We start from the raw sequence: 15,453 nt of genomic DNA, 5'->3' as shown, positions 1-15,453 counted from the left end.
GCGTCAGTGCCGGGCAACGCTAGTCTTCAACGTCATCGACGTCAAATTGCCCGGTCAGGCGGCGACGGATGTGTGACCACGACATCCCTACAGCCAGCAGGAATGCGACCAGTACCAGGGCTACCCAGGTAATGGCGCCGCTGGAATCCAGCGCCAGCCATCCGAGGTCCACGAACAACCACACTACACAGCCAAACAGCGCCGCGCCGAGGATGATGCCGAGCCAGCCCATGGACATGAAGGTGGCGCGCAGAAACACGATCCAGGCGATCAGCAGCGCCACGCCCACCAGCGCGGTGACAGGACCGAAAGTGGTAGTTTCGTTCATAACCCAGCTGACATAGGAATAGTCGGTAGGGTTGTAGGTGCCAAAAACAAGGACAAGTGCGAATACAAGCCGGCTGATAAAGCTGAAGGCGGTGAATTCCCTGGCCATGGTCTAATCCTTCTAGGTTGACTGGTGCTGCCGTGTTATTGGGTTCAGGCTGCTGGCAACAGCGCCCTGACAATAGTAGTTATTTCGGTTTCTGACATGTAGCGGGGCACAGGGTAGAGGTCGCCGGCTTCCTTCAAGGCCTCCTCAACGATGCCGGGGATATCACTGGCCTGTAGATCTTTTGGCTTCAAAGGCAGCTCCATTTCAGCGCGCATGGCGATAATCGCCTGTATGAACTTCTGCGCCAGCGCCGCTTCGCTCTCGCCCTTGTCGCCAAGCTCCACCAGTATCGCCAGATCCGCCAGACGCGAATGAACGCAGTTGCCGTAGGCGGCCAGTACCTCTGGCAGCACCATGGCGTTGGCATTGCCGTGTGGGGTATGGCAAACACGGCCCAGTTGATGGGCCACACCGTGGACGTAACCGACTGACGTGCGGCCGAAGGCGGCGCCGGCATAGAACGATGCGATTGCCATGGCGTCGCGCGCTTCCATATCGTTCCCATCGTGCCAGGCCCGGGTCAGGTACTTGAAAATCAGGCGAATGGCCGCCGTCGCCTGCAGTTCAGTCGAAGCGGTAGAGGCTCGCGAAAGGTACGACTCGACTGCGTGGGTCAGCGCGTCCATGCCGGTAGCGGCGGTGATGCCGGGCGGCATCCCCTTCATAATGTCGGCGTCGAGCGCCACGTAGCCCGGTATCAGCTTGCTGTCGACCACCGGGACCTTGCGGTGCGTTTGCGGGTCGGTAATCACTGCAGCCAGGGTTATTTCAGAACCTGTACCCGCCGTGGTCGGTATGGCGAATAGCGGCGCACCGGGATTATTTGCTTTCTGGATACCATCGAAAGAGGCCAGGTCGCCGGGGTTGGTGTGCAGCAGGGAAATCAGTTTGGCGGCATCCAGTACGGACCCGCCACCCACTGCCATGACAGTGTCGCAACTCTCGGTGCGCATCTGTGCCTCGCCAGCCTGAACCTGGTCGAAAGCCGGATCGGGCAGGACGCCGTCAAAAACAGAGTAGGGTATGCCATCTTTATCAAGCTGCGCCTTGATGCCATCGAGTATGCCAGAGCCGCCGAGAAAGCTGTCGGTAACGATCAATACCTTCTTCAGGCCCAGGATGGCTACCTGTTCCGTCAAGGTAATGGACGATCCCTGTCCTTTGTATACCACGGGTGCATTGCGCGGAATCAGGCGCAGCAGCCAGGTAACAACAAAGGCCCTGAATCTAAAATAAAGCATTTTCATTGGTGGAACCCTCGAATCAGCTGAAGCGCACAATAATACGCCCGGGACTGGCTCTAGGCTACCCTGCTACGCCGCGGTTTTTTCTGTTTGCGTTGCCAGGAACTGACGCTGGCTAGCGGTGGCAGCACCTTGTTGCGAACAGCCCTGGCGACGTTCTCGTTGACGAAGCGGGTCATCGCTGCTGTTATCTGACGGGCCATGCTGTTGCCCTCGGGGGAGGTAGACATGACCAGAAGATGGGGGTTGAGCGGGTCTACCGAGAGTTGCTCGTGTTCGCGGGGCAGGATGACCAGGCGCGCGGGAACACGTAAATCTGATTCACGCGAGACCCCTTCCTTGCGCAAGCGCGCATTCAGCAGGTAGCGATGCTCCTCTCGGTGTCGGCGGGCAGACACCAGGAAGTCGTCCTGGTGAATGATACTGAGAAACGGTATGTCGTAGGCCAGCAGTATGTCCAGTGCCTTGAGGTGTCGCGCCTGGTAGGTGACGGGATCATGCAGGGCGGCGTTGACCTCCTTGGCCAGGCCATAGAGCGACGCCGTTTTCAGAAGCCGGCCGCCGACCAGCCTCATCACGTAGGGCATGTCTGAATTCAACATACGTTGCTGCACGGTCTGGTTGTTCAGCAGACTCCGGAGTCCCACGGTCATGCCGTTGATCAGCGGGCGTGATATGCGGCGCTTGAGGAAGTTGTCGAGGCCGGACAGATTGTCAGCGCTACTGGCGAGCTTGTCCCCGTGGGCGGGCTGTAGCCTGCCATCCTCGCCAACCGTGTAGGTGCGCTCCAGGCCACTGTAGTCCAGGTCAGTAGCGTTGCGCAGGTGAGAAACCAGGGAGCCTATGTTGGCACCGGTATTCGGCCCATCTGTGGGCGACCAGGTGGCGAGGTGGATGATTCCGGACGCGCGCAACGCATCCACCAGGGCGCGATTCTCCTTGTTGAGATCCTCGTAGCGTGGAATCTCCGCTTCATAGTCGCCGAGTATCGACAGTAGCAGGTGGTCAGAGATGACACCGGCGATGGAATGCCCGGCGATGGGCACCGGGCGCTTATTGCGCCAATTGCTCAGTATCGCTTTGCGCAGCGCCCGAGCGTAGTGGGGGAAGATGTCCTTGTTATCCATGAACTTCGCCCGGCTGCCCCTGTGCAACGCCGAGACTTCCCACGCGCTGGGCAGGCGTATCAGCAGGTTGGCGAAACTGAACAGGCCCATGAATCCGTGCAGGAGCAGTATGTGAACGCCGTTTTCTTCCTCGCCCGGACGCGTCTCGGCCTTGATGGTGACTGCCTGGCCGCGTTCACTGAACTGGAACTGGGTTTCACTGAAGTGCAGTGCCTGCTCGTCGGCGAATATGTACACTTTCTCCGCAATTTCGCGATTTTCCCGCAGCATGCGCAATGGAGTCTCCATCACGGTTTGCTCGAAGTCGGTGGCTTCCTCCATCTCGAAACGGCCCAGCGCTTTCAGTTTATGCATGCCCGAAACAATCAGGTAGATCTGCTCGGCGTTGACCAGAACGCCACGGCTGAGTGCGATACGCAGTGAACCGGAGTCTTTTTTGAGTAGCACCGCATCGGCCTGACGCTCAGCCAATTCTGGCGTATAGGGTGAAAATGCGCCCAGAGTGCCGTCCTTGCCGACACCACTACAGATACAGTGGAATGCCATCGACGCTCCGAGCTTGTTGCGGATACTGTCGGCATAGCGTTGCGCCTCGATGCGCGCCAGGCGCAGGGCCTTGCGCCGGTCTTTGGTTTCCAGGGCCTGGGTAACCGGCGCAATGTTGATCGGGTGAATTAACCTCGCCACGGCCGCATCAATGATATCGTCCTCGTCGGCACCGCTGTCCAGGCCGAGGGTCCTGGCCAGTGAGCGACGGCCTTTCTGTTTGCTGAGTTTCCGTGTCAGCGGCACGATGAAGTGCATGATCAGGGCGTGCTCGGCGCTCTCCCAGCCGCTTTCCCCGGCGGTCTCTTCGAGGAAAAAGAAGCGGACGTGAGCCAACCAGTCAATGCTTCCTGAAAACCCGTCGAGCCAGGCTCGGTACTGCGCCTTAACCGTGTTGCCGCCGCCGACCGCAACGGTGAAGTATTCGCGCTTGTAATGTCCCCAGGCGTGAAAGCGGTCACGTTTCAGCCAGCGCTGGTACTGCTCATGCAGCGTGATTGCAGCGTGTTGCCCGGCGAGGGCGAGGTTGGCGGAGATGCCCATGGAGATGCCTGCCTCTTCCTGAATCAGGGCAAATCGCTGCCGCTTCGGCTTACCCACTTTCATGCTGACTCCATGGCGAAATAATTGGTGGCCTGACCACTAATAGTCTCACAAATACCGGGGTTATGAGAGGGCTCAGGCTGAATTGCGGCCTGAGGCATGGAAATCTGGACTCCTGCGAACGGCCGCCCTGATTATTGATGTCGATCATTTTGTGCCCTGGCATGAGCAGCTTCGCGGTAGATGCCTGAGCCGGGATGCCCGATAGCGGGTTGCAAGCGGCATAGCGTCGTGACAGTCACTGGTGTGTCGGTTCTCACTTTCGTCCATTGTGGATACCAGCAAGCAACATTATTTGGCACACTGCGACGTCGAAAGGTAACCAAAAGCCCGGGCATCGAACTCGAAGCCACCGTCCTTGTCACAATGAAGAGCCTCTTTGCTCAGCCTGAACAACAATAGAGTATTTGCATGCCCCAGGAAGAGACGGCACGGGTAACAGCGGTACCCAGCGTCGCAGTGATTTTAGGATTTGACTATACCGGCGTGGCTACCGCTCGATGTCTCGTGGCTGCGGGCGTTGAGGTATACGGCGTCTCGCTCGAGAAGCGGGACATCGGCCGATGGTCGCGCTGCTGCAAGCTGGTGAAGATGCCAAACAACAGCGAGCAAGACCTGGTAGCGTCATTGATGGCATTCCTTGGCGGTTTCAGCAACAAACCCGTGATCATACCCACGTCTGATGGTCTCGCACTGCTGCTGGCAAAGAATCGGGATAAGCTGTCGATGCGTGCTCACTTCTCACTTTGTGACCAGTCACAGTTACAGGAAATAATTTTCAAGGCCGGCCTCGCGCGTCTGGCGGCCAAAGCAGGTGTAAGTGCGCCGGCTCAGTTGACGCCGGATAGTCAAGAACAGATAACACATTGGGCTGAACAGAATGATCCACCGTACCTGCTAAAACCCCTGTATCAAAACATTGAGAACTGCTCGCTTGGGGTCAAGAATCTTCAGTTGGAAACGGTGGGCGAATTACAGGCCCAGACGCGAACAAGCGGTATCGCGCAACTGGTGATCCAGCAGTTGCGCCAGGGGGGCGACGGCAATATCTACGACTGCTACGGGGTCAGCGATAAGTTCGGTCGACCGATCACCATGGCTGCGCACAAGCGCATACGCCAGTGGAAGCGGGACCTCGGCGCGACCTGCTATGGCGAGATTCCTCTATCTGGTTCAAGCCAGTTCGAGCGTCGTCTTTTTGCTGAGACCGAGAAACTGCTTGCGGTCAGCAGCTATCATGGCATTTTCGGTATCGAGTGGTTGCACGATATCGAGACCGACGAACTTCTACTTGTTGATTTTAATGCCAGGCCATTCTCCTCCATCGGCCACCTGTATGACTGTGGCATGAACCTACCCTGGCTTAACTACCTCGAATTGTCGGGGCACGCACTCTCGGCAGTTGACCTGGCGCCGCGTTTGCAACACCTTTTCTGGATACATTTTTCACGCGATCTGAAAACCCTGCCGGGTCGTCTGGCCGATCGAAGCCTGACGCCTGTTGCCTGGCTGCGAAGCGTATTCCAGGCGCGATCCTATGCGCTGTGGTCGTGGAAGGACCCGCTGCCCGCGGTGGTGGAGGGTGCCAGGTTGCTGTCAGATGCGCTGCGCCACACCTGGAAAGCCCTGCGCGGGCTGTTCGGGTACAAGCGGGCCCCGGAATAGGTTAGCGGGCAACTACGCAGGCGAAAAAAAGCCCCGATGTCATCCGACATCAGGGCTTTTCTTTATATGGCTCCGCCTGCTGGGCTCGAACCAGCGACCCAATGATTAACAGTCATTTGCTCTACCAACTGAGCTAAGGCGGAATTAAGCGTTAACCAGAGGCCGCGTATATTAATGATCGGGGGAGGTGGGGTCAACACCCGCAAACGGATTATTTCGGCCCGTGGACGATTCCTGAATTCGGGCTGCAATCGGTCGCTATGTGAATGATAATGCTGGGGTATTTTTCACCCCAGTTACAGGCAAAACACCGTGTCGCGTCCATTTGAAGTGCATTCTAAATTCCAGCCCGCCGGCGATCAGCCACAGGCCATCCACCAGCTGGTTGAGGGCGTGCAGGCGGGCCTGGCCTCCCAGACCCTGCTGGGCGTGACCGGGTCGGGCAAGACTTTCACCATGGCGCAGGTGGTGGCGCAGCTGCAGCGCCCCACCATCGTAATGGCACACAACAAGACACTGGCGGCCCAGCTGTACGGTGAGTTCAAGGACTTCTTCCCCAATAATGCGGTGGAATATTTCGTCTCCTATTACGACTATTACCAACCCGAAGCTTACGTGCCGTCCTCGGATACGTTCATAGAGAAGGATGCCTCGGTCAACGACCATATTGAGCAGATGCGCCTGTCTGCGACCAAGGCGCTGATGGAGAGAGAAGACTGCCTGGTTGTGGCCACGGTCTCGGCCATCTACGGCCTTGGCGACCCGAAGTCCTATTTCAAGATGGTTATGCACCTGTCCCGGGGGGAGTTTATCGACCAGCGCCAGATACTGCGGCAATTGGCTGAACTGCAGTACACGCGTAACGATGTGGATTTTTCCCGCGGAACCTATCGCGTGCGCGGCGACGTGATTGATATCTTCCCTGCCGATTCCGAGCGGGAAGCGGTGCGCGTCGAGCTGTTTGACGAGGAAATTGACAATATCACCCTGTTCGATCCCCTGACCGGTGCCGTGGAGAGCAAGCTGCCGCGGGTCACCATTTTCCCCAAGAGTCATTACGTCACCTCACGGGATGTCATGCTCGATGCCGTCGACAAGATTGAGGCGGAGCTGGCCGAACGCGTCAAGCAGTTGCAGGACAACAACAAGCTGGTAGAGGCGCAGCGGCTGCAGCAGCGCACCCGGTATGACGTGGAAATGATTCGCGAGCTCGGCTATTGCCAGGGAGTGGAGAACTACTCCCGCTATCTCTCCGGCCGCGCTGCTGGCGAGCCTCCGCCCACGCTGTTCGAGTACCTGCCGGACAACGCACTGGTCATCATTGACGAATCCCATGCGACCATCCCGCAAATAGGCGGCATGTATCGCGGTGACCGCTCGCGCAAGGAAACCCTGGTCGAATACGGCTTCAGGCTGCCCTCGGCCCTGGACAACCGTCCACTGCGCTTTGAAGAGTGGGAAAAACTGGTGCCGCAGGCGATATTCGTTTCCGCCACCCCGGGTCCCTATGAGAAAGAGCACGCGGGTCGCACGGTGGAGCAGGTGGTGCGTCCCACCGGCCTGGTGGATCCGGAGGTTGAAATTCGCCCGGCCACATCGCAGGTAGATGACCTGCTCGGGCAGATTCATAGCACAGTCGCGCGTGGGGAGCGTGTCCTCGTTACCACCCTGACCAAGCGTATGGCCGAGGACCTGACCGAATACCTGGCGGAGCATGACGTGCGCGTGCGCTACCTACACTCGGACATCGACACGGTCGAGCGTGTTGAGATTATTCGCGACCTGCGCCTTGGTGAGTTCGATGTGCTGGTGGGTATTAACCTGTTGCGGGAGGGCCTGGATATGCCGGAGGTCTCCCTGGTGGCGATCCTGGACGCAGACAAGGAGGGTTTCCTGCGCTCGGACCGCTCGCTTATCCAGACCATTGGCCGCGCCGCACGCAACCTGAATGGACGAGCCATTCTCTATGCTGACAAGGTAACCGGCTCGATGGAGCGAGCGATGGCAGAAACCGCGCGTAGGCGGGAGAAACAGGTAGCGTTTAACCTGGAGCACGGCATCATCCCGAAAGGCGTGGAAAAGAGCGTGCAGGACATCATGGAGGGCGCGCGGCGCATGCCGACTCGCGGTAAGGCCAAGGCTAAAAAGGTTGCCGAGCCGCGTCTGTCATTCGGTGCGGAAGTGGCCCAGTTGTCACCGGCCGCACTGTCGAGAAAACTCAAGCAACTGGAGTCGCAGATGCAGGAACACGCCAAAAACCTCGAGTTCGAGGAGGCGGCGGCCCTGCGCGACCAGTTGGCCGAAATAAAGCAGGCGGCCTTTCTCTCAAAATAACGGCGACAGCGGGCGTTAACGGTTGTTTTTCCCGCGGAATCGACTATGTTTGCTGCAGGGAATCGCTTCCCGTTTCCATATAAGGAGTTTTTAATGTTGAAATTCACCAAATCGCTGGTTGCCGGCACGCTGGCCTTTGCGGCCCTGGGTGCGCAAGCAGCGGATAAACCCAATATCCTGGTGGTGTGGGGTGACGATGTTGGTCAGTCCAATATCAGTGCCTACACCATGGGTATGATGGGGTACCAGACCCCCAATATTGACCGTATCGCCAATGAAGGCATGATCTTCACTGACTACTACGGCGAGCAGAGCTGCACGGCGGGGCGATCCTCATTCATTATGGGCCAGTCGGTATTCCGGACCGGCCTCAGTAAGGTTGGCCTGCCGGGTGCTGATTTGGGCATGCGTGAGGAAGACCCGACTATCGCCGGCCTGCTGAAGAATCACGATTACATGACCGGGCAGTTCGGCAAGAACCACCTGGGTGATCGCGACGAGCACCTGCCGACCAACCATGGTTTCGACGAATTCTACGGCAACCTGTATCACCTGAATGCCGAGGAAGAGCCTGAAAACGCGGACTACCCCACGGATCCCGAGTTTCGTAAAAAGTTCGGGCCACGAGGCGTTATTCGCTCTTCTGCGGATGGCAAAATCGAGGATACCGGTCCGCTGACGAAAAAGCGCATGGAAGTGGTTGACGATGACACCGCTGCTGAAGCGCTGAAATTCATCGAGAAGGCGCATCAGGCCGGCAAGCCCTTCTTCGTCTGGTGGAGCGGCACGCGTATGCACTTCCGCACCCACGTCTCTGACGAAAAGATGAAATGGTGCCAGGAGCAATACCCGCGGCGGGGCAAGGACCCCTATACCTGCGGCATGCTCGAGCACGATGCCCACATCGGCCTGTTCCTCGACAAGCTGGATGAGCTGGGCATCGCCGACAACACCATCGTTTTCTATTCCACCGACAACGGCCCGCACATGAATACCTGGCCCGATTCGGCGATGACGCCTTTCCGCGGTGAGAAAAACACCAACTGGGAAGGTGGCTGGCGGGTGCCGGCCATGGTGCGCTGGCCTGGCAAGATCGAAGCCGGTTCCGTGTCCAATGAAATCATGCACCACATGGACTGGCTGCCCACTTTTGTGGCCGCTGCCGGCGAGCCTGACGTCAAGGAAAAACTGCTCAAGGGCCACCGCGCCATCGGGCGTAAATACACCGTCCACCTCGACGGCTATAACTTCCTGCCGTTCCTGACCGGTGAAAGTGATGCGGCGCCTCGCGACGAGATCTTCTACTTCTCCGATGACGGTGACCTGACAGCGCTGCGATATCGGGACTGGAAGCTCGTGTTCATGGAGCAGAAGACTGCCGGTACTTTCCGCGTGTGGATGGAGCCCTTTGTACCGCTGCGCGTGCCGCTGATCTTCAACCTGCGTCGCGATCCGTATGAGCGCGCACCGCTCACATCCAACACGTATTTTGACTGGATGATCGATCGCGCCTATATGCTGGTACCGGCACAGGCTTACGTCGGTGAATTCCTGGAGACATTCAAGAAGTATCCGCCGCGCCAGAAGGCGGCCAGCTTCTCGCTGGACCAGGTGATGGAAGCACTTTCCGAGCCAGGCGGTCCGCAGTAAGGTCTGTAGTAGCTACCGAAAGGCCCCGAAAGGGGCCTTTTTTTTGTCACAGCACCGGCAGGCTGACAGTGATGCGGACGCCGGGTGGCGTGCTGGTATTGGCGGCGCTGATCTCTGCGTCCAGGTACTCGCTGATCAGTCTGGCGATATGCAGCCCCAGACCCAGGTGTAACTGCGGGTCGTCCGCGGGTCGCTGTGACACCATCGGTTCGAACAGGGTGCTGTGCACATCGGCAGGGAGTAGTGGCCCACTATTACTGACCGAGATATGCCAGCGTTCCTCGACGCGATCTAGCGAGAGTATCAGTGGCTCTCCTTGCGGGCTGAACGACGCGGCGTTGTCCATCAGTTTGTCCAGCAACTGCACCACCAGTTCCGGTGCTGCCAGCACGCGGGCCTGGCCCTGTTCCGGCAGTGACACTTTCACGGGGTGATCGTGATAGACCGCCCCGTAGGCTTCTGCCAGTTCCCGCAGTAGTGGTACCAGGTCTGTTTCCACCAGTGGGTTCTGTGACAGGCTTTCCTCCAGCCTGCTGGCTTCGCTCATGGCGCCCAGTATGCTGTTCAGGCGATGCAGCCCCTGCCTTGCGCGATTGAGGTAGGTGCCGGCCTGTGCCGGGTTCGCGGTGGTTTCTTCCAGGTTTTCAAGAGAGGTTTCTATTACCGCGATCGGCGTGCGCAACTCGTGTGCCAGCTTGCGACTGAGTGTTCGCAGGTAATCATTGTACTCGCGCAAGCGTTGCAGCAGTTCAGCGTATCGCCGCGAGAGATCGCCGATTTCGTCGGGCGCCGAGCTGTGCGGGAAGCTACCGCGTATCGACCCGTCGGCGGCGATGACAGCCTGGGCCGAGCGACTCAATTTGCGGATGCGCCAGGACAACAGCGTCGCGTAGCCCAGTAAGCCAAGTGAACCCACGGCGATGGCGATGGCGCTGTAGCCGAGCAATCGGCTGAAGGCCTTGTCGGTCAGCGACAGGTACTGTTCACTGCTCTGGCGTGTGATTACCGCGCCGATAACCTGCCCACCGTGCCTGACCGGGACGGCCGCGACGCGCAGTTGCCTGTTGCTGCTGGACGGATCGCGATAACGCAGGTTGGTGGCAGTGCCGCCAAGGGCCATGTCGACTTCTGCGGGAGCCAGTTTTCCTGGCTGCTCCGCCGGGTCAGGGTAGGGCAGTCGGTCATCTGCCAGGATATTCCTGTAGATGAAGCGCAACAACCAGAAGGTATCGGATTTGCCCGCGGCAGCGTCCGGTGCCGGCAAGTCCGCCACTACCCAGCCAGCATTGTCCAGCAACTGTATGGAGTAGGTCTGGGCCCGGAACGGGGATAATGCCATGGCAGCGGCAGGGGGAGTGCGAATCAGCCAGGGTGGGGCACCTGCTTGCCCTGGGCTGATATTGCCCGCCGTGCTTCTCGCTGCAGGGAGCGCATTGTTGTGGTCAACAAAATTGCTGCTCTCGTCACCGGAGGCATGGCCGCGCTCGTTGAAGGCCAGGTTGGCAGCGTCGCTGTCGATCACCAAAAACCCCAGTCGTTCCCCGGTCAGCGGCAGTGGCAGTTCCAGCTCCAGCGTGTATCCGTGCAGCGCGTCCTGCCAGTAGCCCCAAATGCCAGCCGCGTCGCTACCGGGTGCTGTGGCGCCGATTTTCCTTGCCTGCAGGCGCCCCGGTGCGGCGGTGGTGAGCACGTAGTCCTGGCGTTCGCCACCGGCCCACAGGCGCAACAGCAGCCGGTCACCATTAGGGGCTCGTGTTAAACCCGGGTTGTCATAAACGACCTGCCTATCGTGCACCTTGAGCAGCAGGTAGAGCCTGTCATCCTGCGTCGCCGCCTGTGTGCGCACGACGAGGTCGCTGCCTTGTTGCGATGATGTCCAGGCTTGTTGTGCAACGTCTTCCCATTCCTCCGCGTAGCCATCTACCACCACGCGCTGTGTTGCCGGCGTGGCGTAAACCGGCGCCGCGGGTGCATCTGTCGCCGCCATTCGCTCTGGGTCGACGTAGATGAGCCCGGGGCGCTCGCCGGCCATTGCCGCCACCGTCTCCGCGGTAGCGCGCAGGGCCTGCTGCTGGGCATTACCCAGTGCATCCTCCAGTTCCCTGATGAACTGGCAGCCCGCCCAGGGCAGAGTCAACAGGAACAGGGAAACGATTATCAGCTGACGGCGCAGGCTGAAGTTCAGCCTTTCCATCGGTAACCCACGCCATAGGCGGTTTCAATGGCGGCAAAGCTTTCGTCGTGCTGGAGAAACTTGCGTCTTATACGCTTGATGTGGGACGTGATGGTGTTGTCGTCCAGGACCACGTCGGCGCTGTCCATCAACTGCTGCCGGCTTTTCACATGTCCCGGGTGCAGGGCCAGGGCGTTGACCATCCAGAATTCGGTGACGGTCAGGTCCACGGGCTTGCCGCGCCAGCATGTGGTCATGCGTTCCAGGTTCATTTCCAGCTCGCCCTGTTGCAACAGCTGTTCCTCACGCTCGGGCGCGGTCAGGGCGCGCACGCGGCGTAGCAGGGCATGTATGCGGGCCAGCAGCTGGGCATTGGATATGCCTTTGGTGAGGTACTCGTCTGCACCGAGCCGCAGCCCGGAGATTTCGTCGAGCTCGGAATCCCTGGCGGTCAGGAACACGATGGGCAGCGTGGCCGACCGCGCCCGCAGTTCACGGCACAGGTCGAATCCGCCTTCCATTTCTTCACCCAGTCCGATATCGACGATGACCAGGTCGGGCAAACGGTCACGAAACGCCGTCGCGGCCGAGTTGCGGTCGCCATACAGGGACACTCTGAAGCCCTGGCGACGCAGGTGATCACGATAATTTTCGGCTATGGCCGCCTCGTCTTCGACAATGGCGATATGTTGCGACATGGCGTGTGGGCAGGGCTTAAGGGTGACATGGCATGGTTCCAGATAACGGCCACCAGCTCAAGCGCTTGCCACTATTCATCACAATTGCCCAGCGCTTTGCCATTTTTCGTCTCCTCTACAGCCACAAAGCTGCGCTGTAATCTCGACACGATGATTTTGGAGAGAGGGCGTTATGGTGATTTACCGGAGTTTGCTGCGTGACCAGCGGCGTTTTGGCGGACTATCTTGGTGGCTGATCTTTCGCTGCCTGCCAACTTTACTCCTGACTATGCTGACCTTACTGCTGCTGTCCGCCGCCACGGCCCGTGCCGAGCAGGGCAGCCTGGCAGGGGTGGGCAGTGGCCAGTTGATGTTATCCGATGCGGCAGGCACTGCGCATCCCGCGGTGATGCAGCGCAGTGAAATCGACCTGGAGATCGCGGGCATGGTGGCAGTGGTCCGGCTGCAGCAGGTGTTTCGCAATGACACAGCGAAATGGATGGAAGGCGTTTACGTCTTTCCACTGCCCGGCAATGCCGCGGTGAGGGCGATGCATATGCAGTTGGGGGAGCGGCGCATTATCGGCCAGATACAGGAGAAATCCGCCGCGCGCTCAACCTATAAGGCTGCCCTCAAAGCGGGCAAGAAGGCGTCCCTGCTCGAGCAGCAGCGCCCCAACCTGTTCACCACGCGAGTCGCCAATATTGCCCCGGGGGAGGAGGTCCTGGTGTCACTGGAGTTTGTGCAGCAGGTCGACTATCGCGCTGGAACCTTTTCCCTGCGCCTGCCTACCACCATTACTGCCCGGTATATCCCAGGTGTTCCGCTGGAGCGGGGGCCGGCAGATGGCGTAACCGAATTGAACAGCCACGGCTGGGCACTGGCGACCGATCAGGTAGCGGAGGCAAACGCGGTGTCGCCACCGCAACATCGCCAACCGGGCAATAACGTAAAACCGCTTAACCCGCTATCCATTCGCGTCCGCCTTGATGCGGGCATGCCCCTGGCGAGCGTGGAGGCCACCTATCACGACGTTGCGCTCGCCCGTCGCGAGCGAATTTATGAGCTGGAACTGGCCGACGGCGTGGCCGAGATGGATCGCGACTTTGAGTTGGTCTGGCGCCCGGTGACCGGCGCAGCGCCCACAGCTGCGCTGTTTACCGAGCGAGTCGACAACGCATGGTATGGCTTACTCATGGTGCTACCGCCGCAGCTAGAGCGCGCACCCAGTCCACCGCCCAGGGAGCTTGTGTTGGTAGTGGATACATCGGGCTCCATGGGCGGAGAGCCCATTCGCCAGGCGCGGGCCAGTGTGTCGAGTGCACTGCAATGGCTGCGTCCTGAAGATACCTTCAATATCATTGAATTCAATGACAGCCACCGCGCCCTGTTCAGCCGCGCGCGACCGGCAACAGCGCATAACCTGCAGCTGGCGATGGAGTTTACCCGCCACCTGCAGGCATCCGGGGGCACCGAAATGCTGTCGGCCCTGCGTGCCGCACTGCTGTCCCCGGTAAGCGCGGACGAGCTTGCGCCGCAGCCGGCATTGCGCCAGGTGGTATTTATCACTGATGGTGCAGTCGCCAACGAAGATGCCTTGTTCAGCGAGATTGCCAGTTCGCTGGGAGCGTCGCGGCTGTTTACCGTGGCCATTGGCTCCGCGCCCAACAGCTGGTTTATGCGCCGTGCAGCCGATTTTGGCCGTGGCAGTTTTACCGCCATAGGCCAGGTCAGTGAGGTGGCGGGCAAAATGGCGGCCCTGTTCCGGCAGCTGGCGTCGCCGGTTGCCGTTGACCTGGAGGTCGACTGGCCGGCAGGGGCAGAAGTCTGGCCCCAGCGCGTGCCCGATCTTTATCTCGGCGAGCCCCTGGTGCTGGCCGTCAGGTTGCACGACGCGCCGCCGCAGCAGGCGCTGCGGGTTAGTGGTCGCCTGGCGAATACGCACTGGCAGAACCGGGTGCCCTGGCCCGGGGCAACAAAGGAGCAGGCCGGTTCCAGTCACGATGGTGTAGCATCGCTGTGGGCACGCAAGAAAATACAGTCACTGCTGGGTACCCTGCGCCACGGCGAGAGTTCTGACGCAGTGCGTGGCGAGGTGTTGGCCCTGGCCCTGCAGCACCAGTTGCTCAGCCCCTACACCAGTTTTGTCGCAGTGGAACAGGTGATATCCCGTCCAGACGATGCCGATACCGGCAGCGCTGCTGTGCCCAATACCCGGCCGGCCGGGCAATCTCCACAGCCCTATGCGTTCGCACGCACCGCGACCACGGCTGCGGCCAAGCTCTGGTTTGGCTGTTTGCTGCTGTTGCTTGCAGTCGTGGTTTACGCCTGCAGACAGGAAGGTCGCTATGCCTGACCGCGGCCTCAAACTCGTCGCGGCACTGGTGCTCATTGTGGCACTGCAACAATTCATGAGCGCGGGGCTGATTCACGCCAAGGCCTGGCTGGCGCCGATACTGGTGGAGCGGGCGTGGGCGGCGACGCTGGCGAGTGACGGGGCGCCACACAGGCCGTGGCCCTGGGCTGATACCTGGCCGGTGGCGCAGCTCTCGGTGCCAAAGTTGCAGGTGTCGCGTCATATACTGTACGGAGATGGCGGACATGCCCTGGCATTTGGCCCGGGACTGGACAGCGGATTGGGCCTGCCGGGAGAGGAGGGCGTGACGCTGGTCAGCGGGCATCGGGACACCCACTTCGCTTTCCTGCGGGACCTGCGCCCGGAGATGCGCCTGGTTTTGCAGCGACCCTCTGGCGACGTTCATGCTTATCGCGTGGTGGACGCCGTCACCGTGGATAGCCGTTGGCAGGGGCTGCCACTGTTGTCCGCGCCAGAGCAGTTACTGTTGGTCACCTGCTATCCCTTTGATGCAATCCGCGCCAATGGTCCGCTGCGCAGGGTGGTGCGGGCACTGCCGATACCCGGCACCCGTGGTACCGTCGCGCAGGGATCCTCCTCAAGCTGACGATCGCGCCCGGGTGGTATCTCATGCTGCCGCGG

General features: G+C 59.9%; 10 protein-coding genes and 1 tRNA gene. 5 read left to right on the top strand and 6 right to left on the bottom strand.

What is annotated here, in order from left to right:
- Window positions 1–19: 19 nt before the first annotated feature.
- Genes F0M18_RS07075 through F0M18_RS07065 form a run of 3 tightly spaced genes read right to left on the bottom strand, consistent with a single transcriptional unit; the run spans window position 20 to window position 3,959 of the window.
- The gene (locus tag F0M18_RS07075) at window positions 20–436 is read right to left on the bottom strand and encodes a DUF6524 family protein (protein ID WP_149610718.1); all 417 of its coding nucleotides are present in this window, start codon (window positions 434–436) and stop codon (window positions 20–22) included.
- Between the two features lie 44 nt (window positions 437–480).
- Window positions 481–1,683: an iron-containing alcohol dehydrogenase gene (locus F0M18_RS07070; RefSeq protein WP_262500865.1), complete on the bottom strand. Its 1,203-nt coding sequence runs from the start codon at window positions 1,681–1,683 to the stop codon at window positions 481–483.
- A gap of 53 nt (window positions 1,684–1,736) precedes the next feature.
- Complete coding sequence (locus tag F0M18_RS07065; RefSeq protein ID WP_149610717.1) at window positions 1,737–3,959, bottom strand: 6-phosphogluconolactonase; 2,223 nt, start codon at window positions 3,957–3,959, stop codon at window positions 1,737–1,739.
- A gap of 408 nt (window positions 3,960–4,367) precedes the next feature.
- On the opposite strand from F0M18_RS07065, the gene F0M18_RS07060 reads away from it, so the two are divergent.
- A complete protein-coding gene (locus F0M18_RS07060) occupies window positions 4,368–5,621 on the top strand; it encodes a hypothetical protein (RefSeq protein WP_149610716.1) in 1,254 nt (417 codons plus the stop codon).
- Window positions 5,622–5,688: 67 nt separating this feature from the next.
- Here F0M18_RS07060 and F0M18_RS07055 read toward each other — a convergent pair.
- Window positions 5,689–5,764: transfer RNA gene (locus tag F0M18_RS07055), tRNA-Asn, on the bottom strand.
- Window positions 5,765–5,933: 169 nt separating this feature from the next.
- Here F0M18_RS07055 and uvrB point away from each other — a divergent pair.
- Window positions 5,934–7,955 (top strand): excinuclease ABC subunit UvrB, encoded by a 2,022-nt coding sequence (gene uvrB / locus F0M18_RS07050; protein ID WP_149610715.1) that lies wholly within the window; start codon window positions 5,934–5,936, stop codon window positions 7,953–7,955.
- A 93-nt stretch (window positions 7,956–8,048) separates the two neighbouring features.
- Window positions 8,049–9,605, top strand: coding sequence for an arylsulfatase (locus F0M18_RS07045; RefSeq protein ID WP_149610714.1), 1,557 nt, complete (start codon window positions 8,049–8,051; stop codon window positions 9,603–9,605).
- A 46-nt stretch (window positions 9,606–9,651) separates the two neighbouring features.
- On the opposite strand, the gene F0M18_RS07040 is transcribed toward F0M18_RS07045, so the two are convergent.
- The gene (locus F0M18_RS07040; protein WP_149610713.1) at window positions 9,652–11,799 is read right to left on the bottom strand and encodes an ATP-binding protein; all 2,148 of its coding nucleotides are present in this window, start codon (window positions 11,797–11,799) and stop codon (window positions 9,652–9,654) included.
- Window positions 11,787–12,476 carry a proteobacterial dedicated sortase system response regulator gene (gene pdsR, locus F0M18_RS07035; protein ID WP_149610712.1) on the bottom strand — a complete coding sequence of 230 codons (690 nt, stop codon included), beginning with the start codon at window positions 12,474–12,476 and terminating at the stop codon, window positions 11,787–11,789. Before pdsR ends, F0M18_RS07040 begins: the two co-directional genes overlap by 13 nt.
- A 268-nt stretch (window positions 12,477–12,744) precedes the next feature.
- On the opposite strand from pdsR, the gene F0M18_RS07030 reads away from it, so the two are divergent.
- Together F0M18_RS07030 and F0M18_RS07025 are read left to right on the top strand one after the other, a co-directional pair.
- Window positions 12,745–14,811: a marine proteobacterial sortase target protein gene (locus tag F0M18_RS07030; protein WP_188109626.1), complete on the top strand. Its 2,067-nt coding sequence runs from the start codon at window positions 12,745–12,747 to the stop codon at window positions 14,809–14,811.
- Window positions 14,804–15,418 (top strand): class GN sortase, encoded by a 615-nt coding sequence (locus F0M18_RS07025; RefSeq protein WP_149610710.1) that lies wholly within the window; start codon window positions 14,804–14,806, stop codon window positions 15,416–15,418. The genes F0M18_RS07030 and F0M18_RS07025 overlap by 8 nt, the downstream gene beginning before the upstream one ends.
- The last annotated feature ends 35 nt before the right edge of the window (window positions 15,419–15,453 follow it).

The organism is Pseudohalioglobus sediminis (assembly GCF_008370495.1).
GTDB lineage: Bacteria > Pseudomonadota > Gammaproteobacteria > Pseudomonadales > Halieaceae > Halioglobus.
The sequence above is the reverse complement of the archived record's forward strand: the minus strand, read 5'-3'. Positions and strand labels throughout refer to the sequence as shown.

What these genes read in the sequence shown, in the direction of transcription:
- F0M18_RS07040 (WP_149610713.1), bottom strand. Translation starts at nt 11,799, where the DNA reads ATGGAAAGGCTGAACTTCAGCCTGCGCCGTCAGCTGATAATCGTTTCC.
- F0M18_RS07060 (WP_149610716.1), top strand. Translation starts at nt 4,368, where the DNA reads ATGCCCCAGGAAGAGACGGCACGGGTAACAGCGGTACCCAGCGTCGCA.
- F0M18_RS07070 (WP_262500865.1), bottom strand. Translation starts at nt 1,683, where the DNA reads ATGAAAATGCTTTATTTTAGATTCAGGGCCTTTGTTGTTACCTGGCTG.
- F0M18_RS07065 (WP_149610717.1), bottom strand. Translation starts at nt 3,959, where the DNA reads ATGAAAGTGGGTAAGCCGAAGCGGCAGCGATTTGCCCTGATTCAGGAA.
- F0M18_RS07045 (WP_149610714.1), top strand. Translation starts at nt 8,049, where the DNA reads ATGTTGAAATTCACCAAATCGCTGGTTGCCGGCACGCTGGCCTTTGCG.
- F0M18_RS07030 (WP_188109626.1), top strand. Translation starts at nt 12,745, where the DNA reads ATGCTGACCTTACTGCTGCTGTCCGCCGCCACGGCCCGTGCCGAGCAG.
- F0M18_RS07025 (WP_149610710.1), top strand. Translation starts at nt 14,804, where the DNA reads ATGCCTGACCGCGGCCTCAAACTCGTCGCGGCACTGGTGCTCATTGTG.
- F0M18_RS07075 (WP_149610718.1), bottom strand. Translation starts at nt 436, where the DNA reads ATGGCCAGGGAATTCACCGCCTTCAGCTTTATCAGCCGGCTTGTATTC.
- pdsR (WP_149610712.1), bottom strand. Translation starts at nt 12,476, where the DNA reads ATGTCGCAACATATCGCCATTGTCGAAGACGAGGCGGCCATAGCCGAA.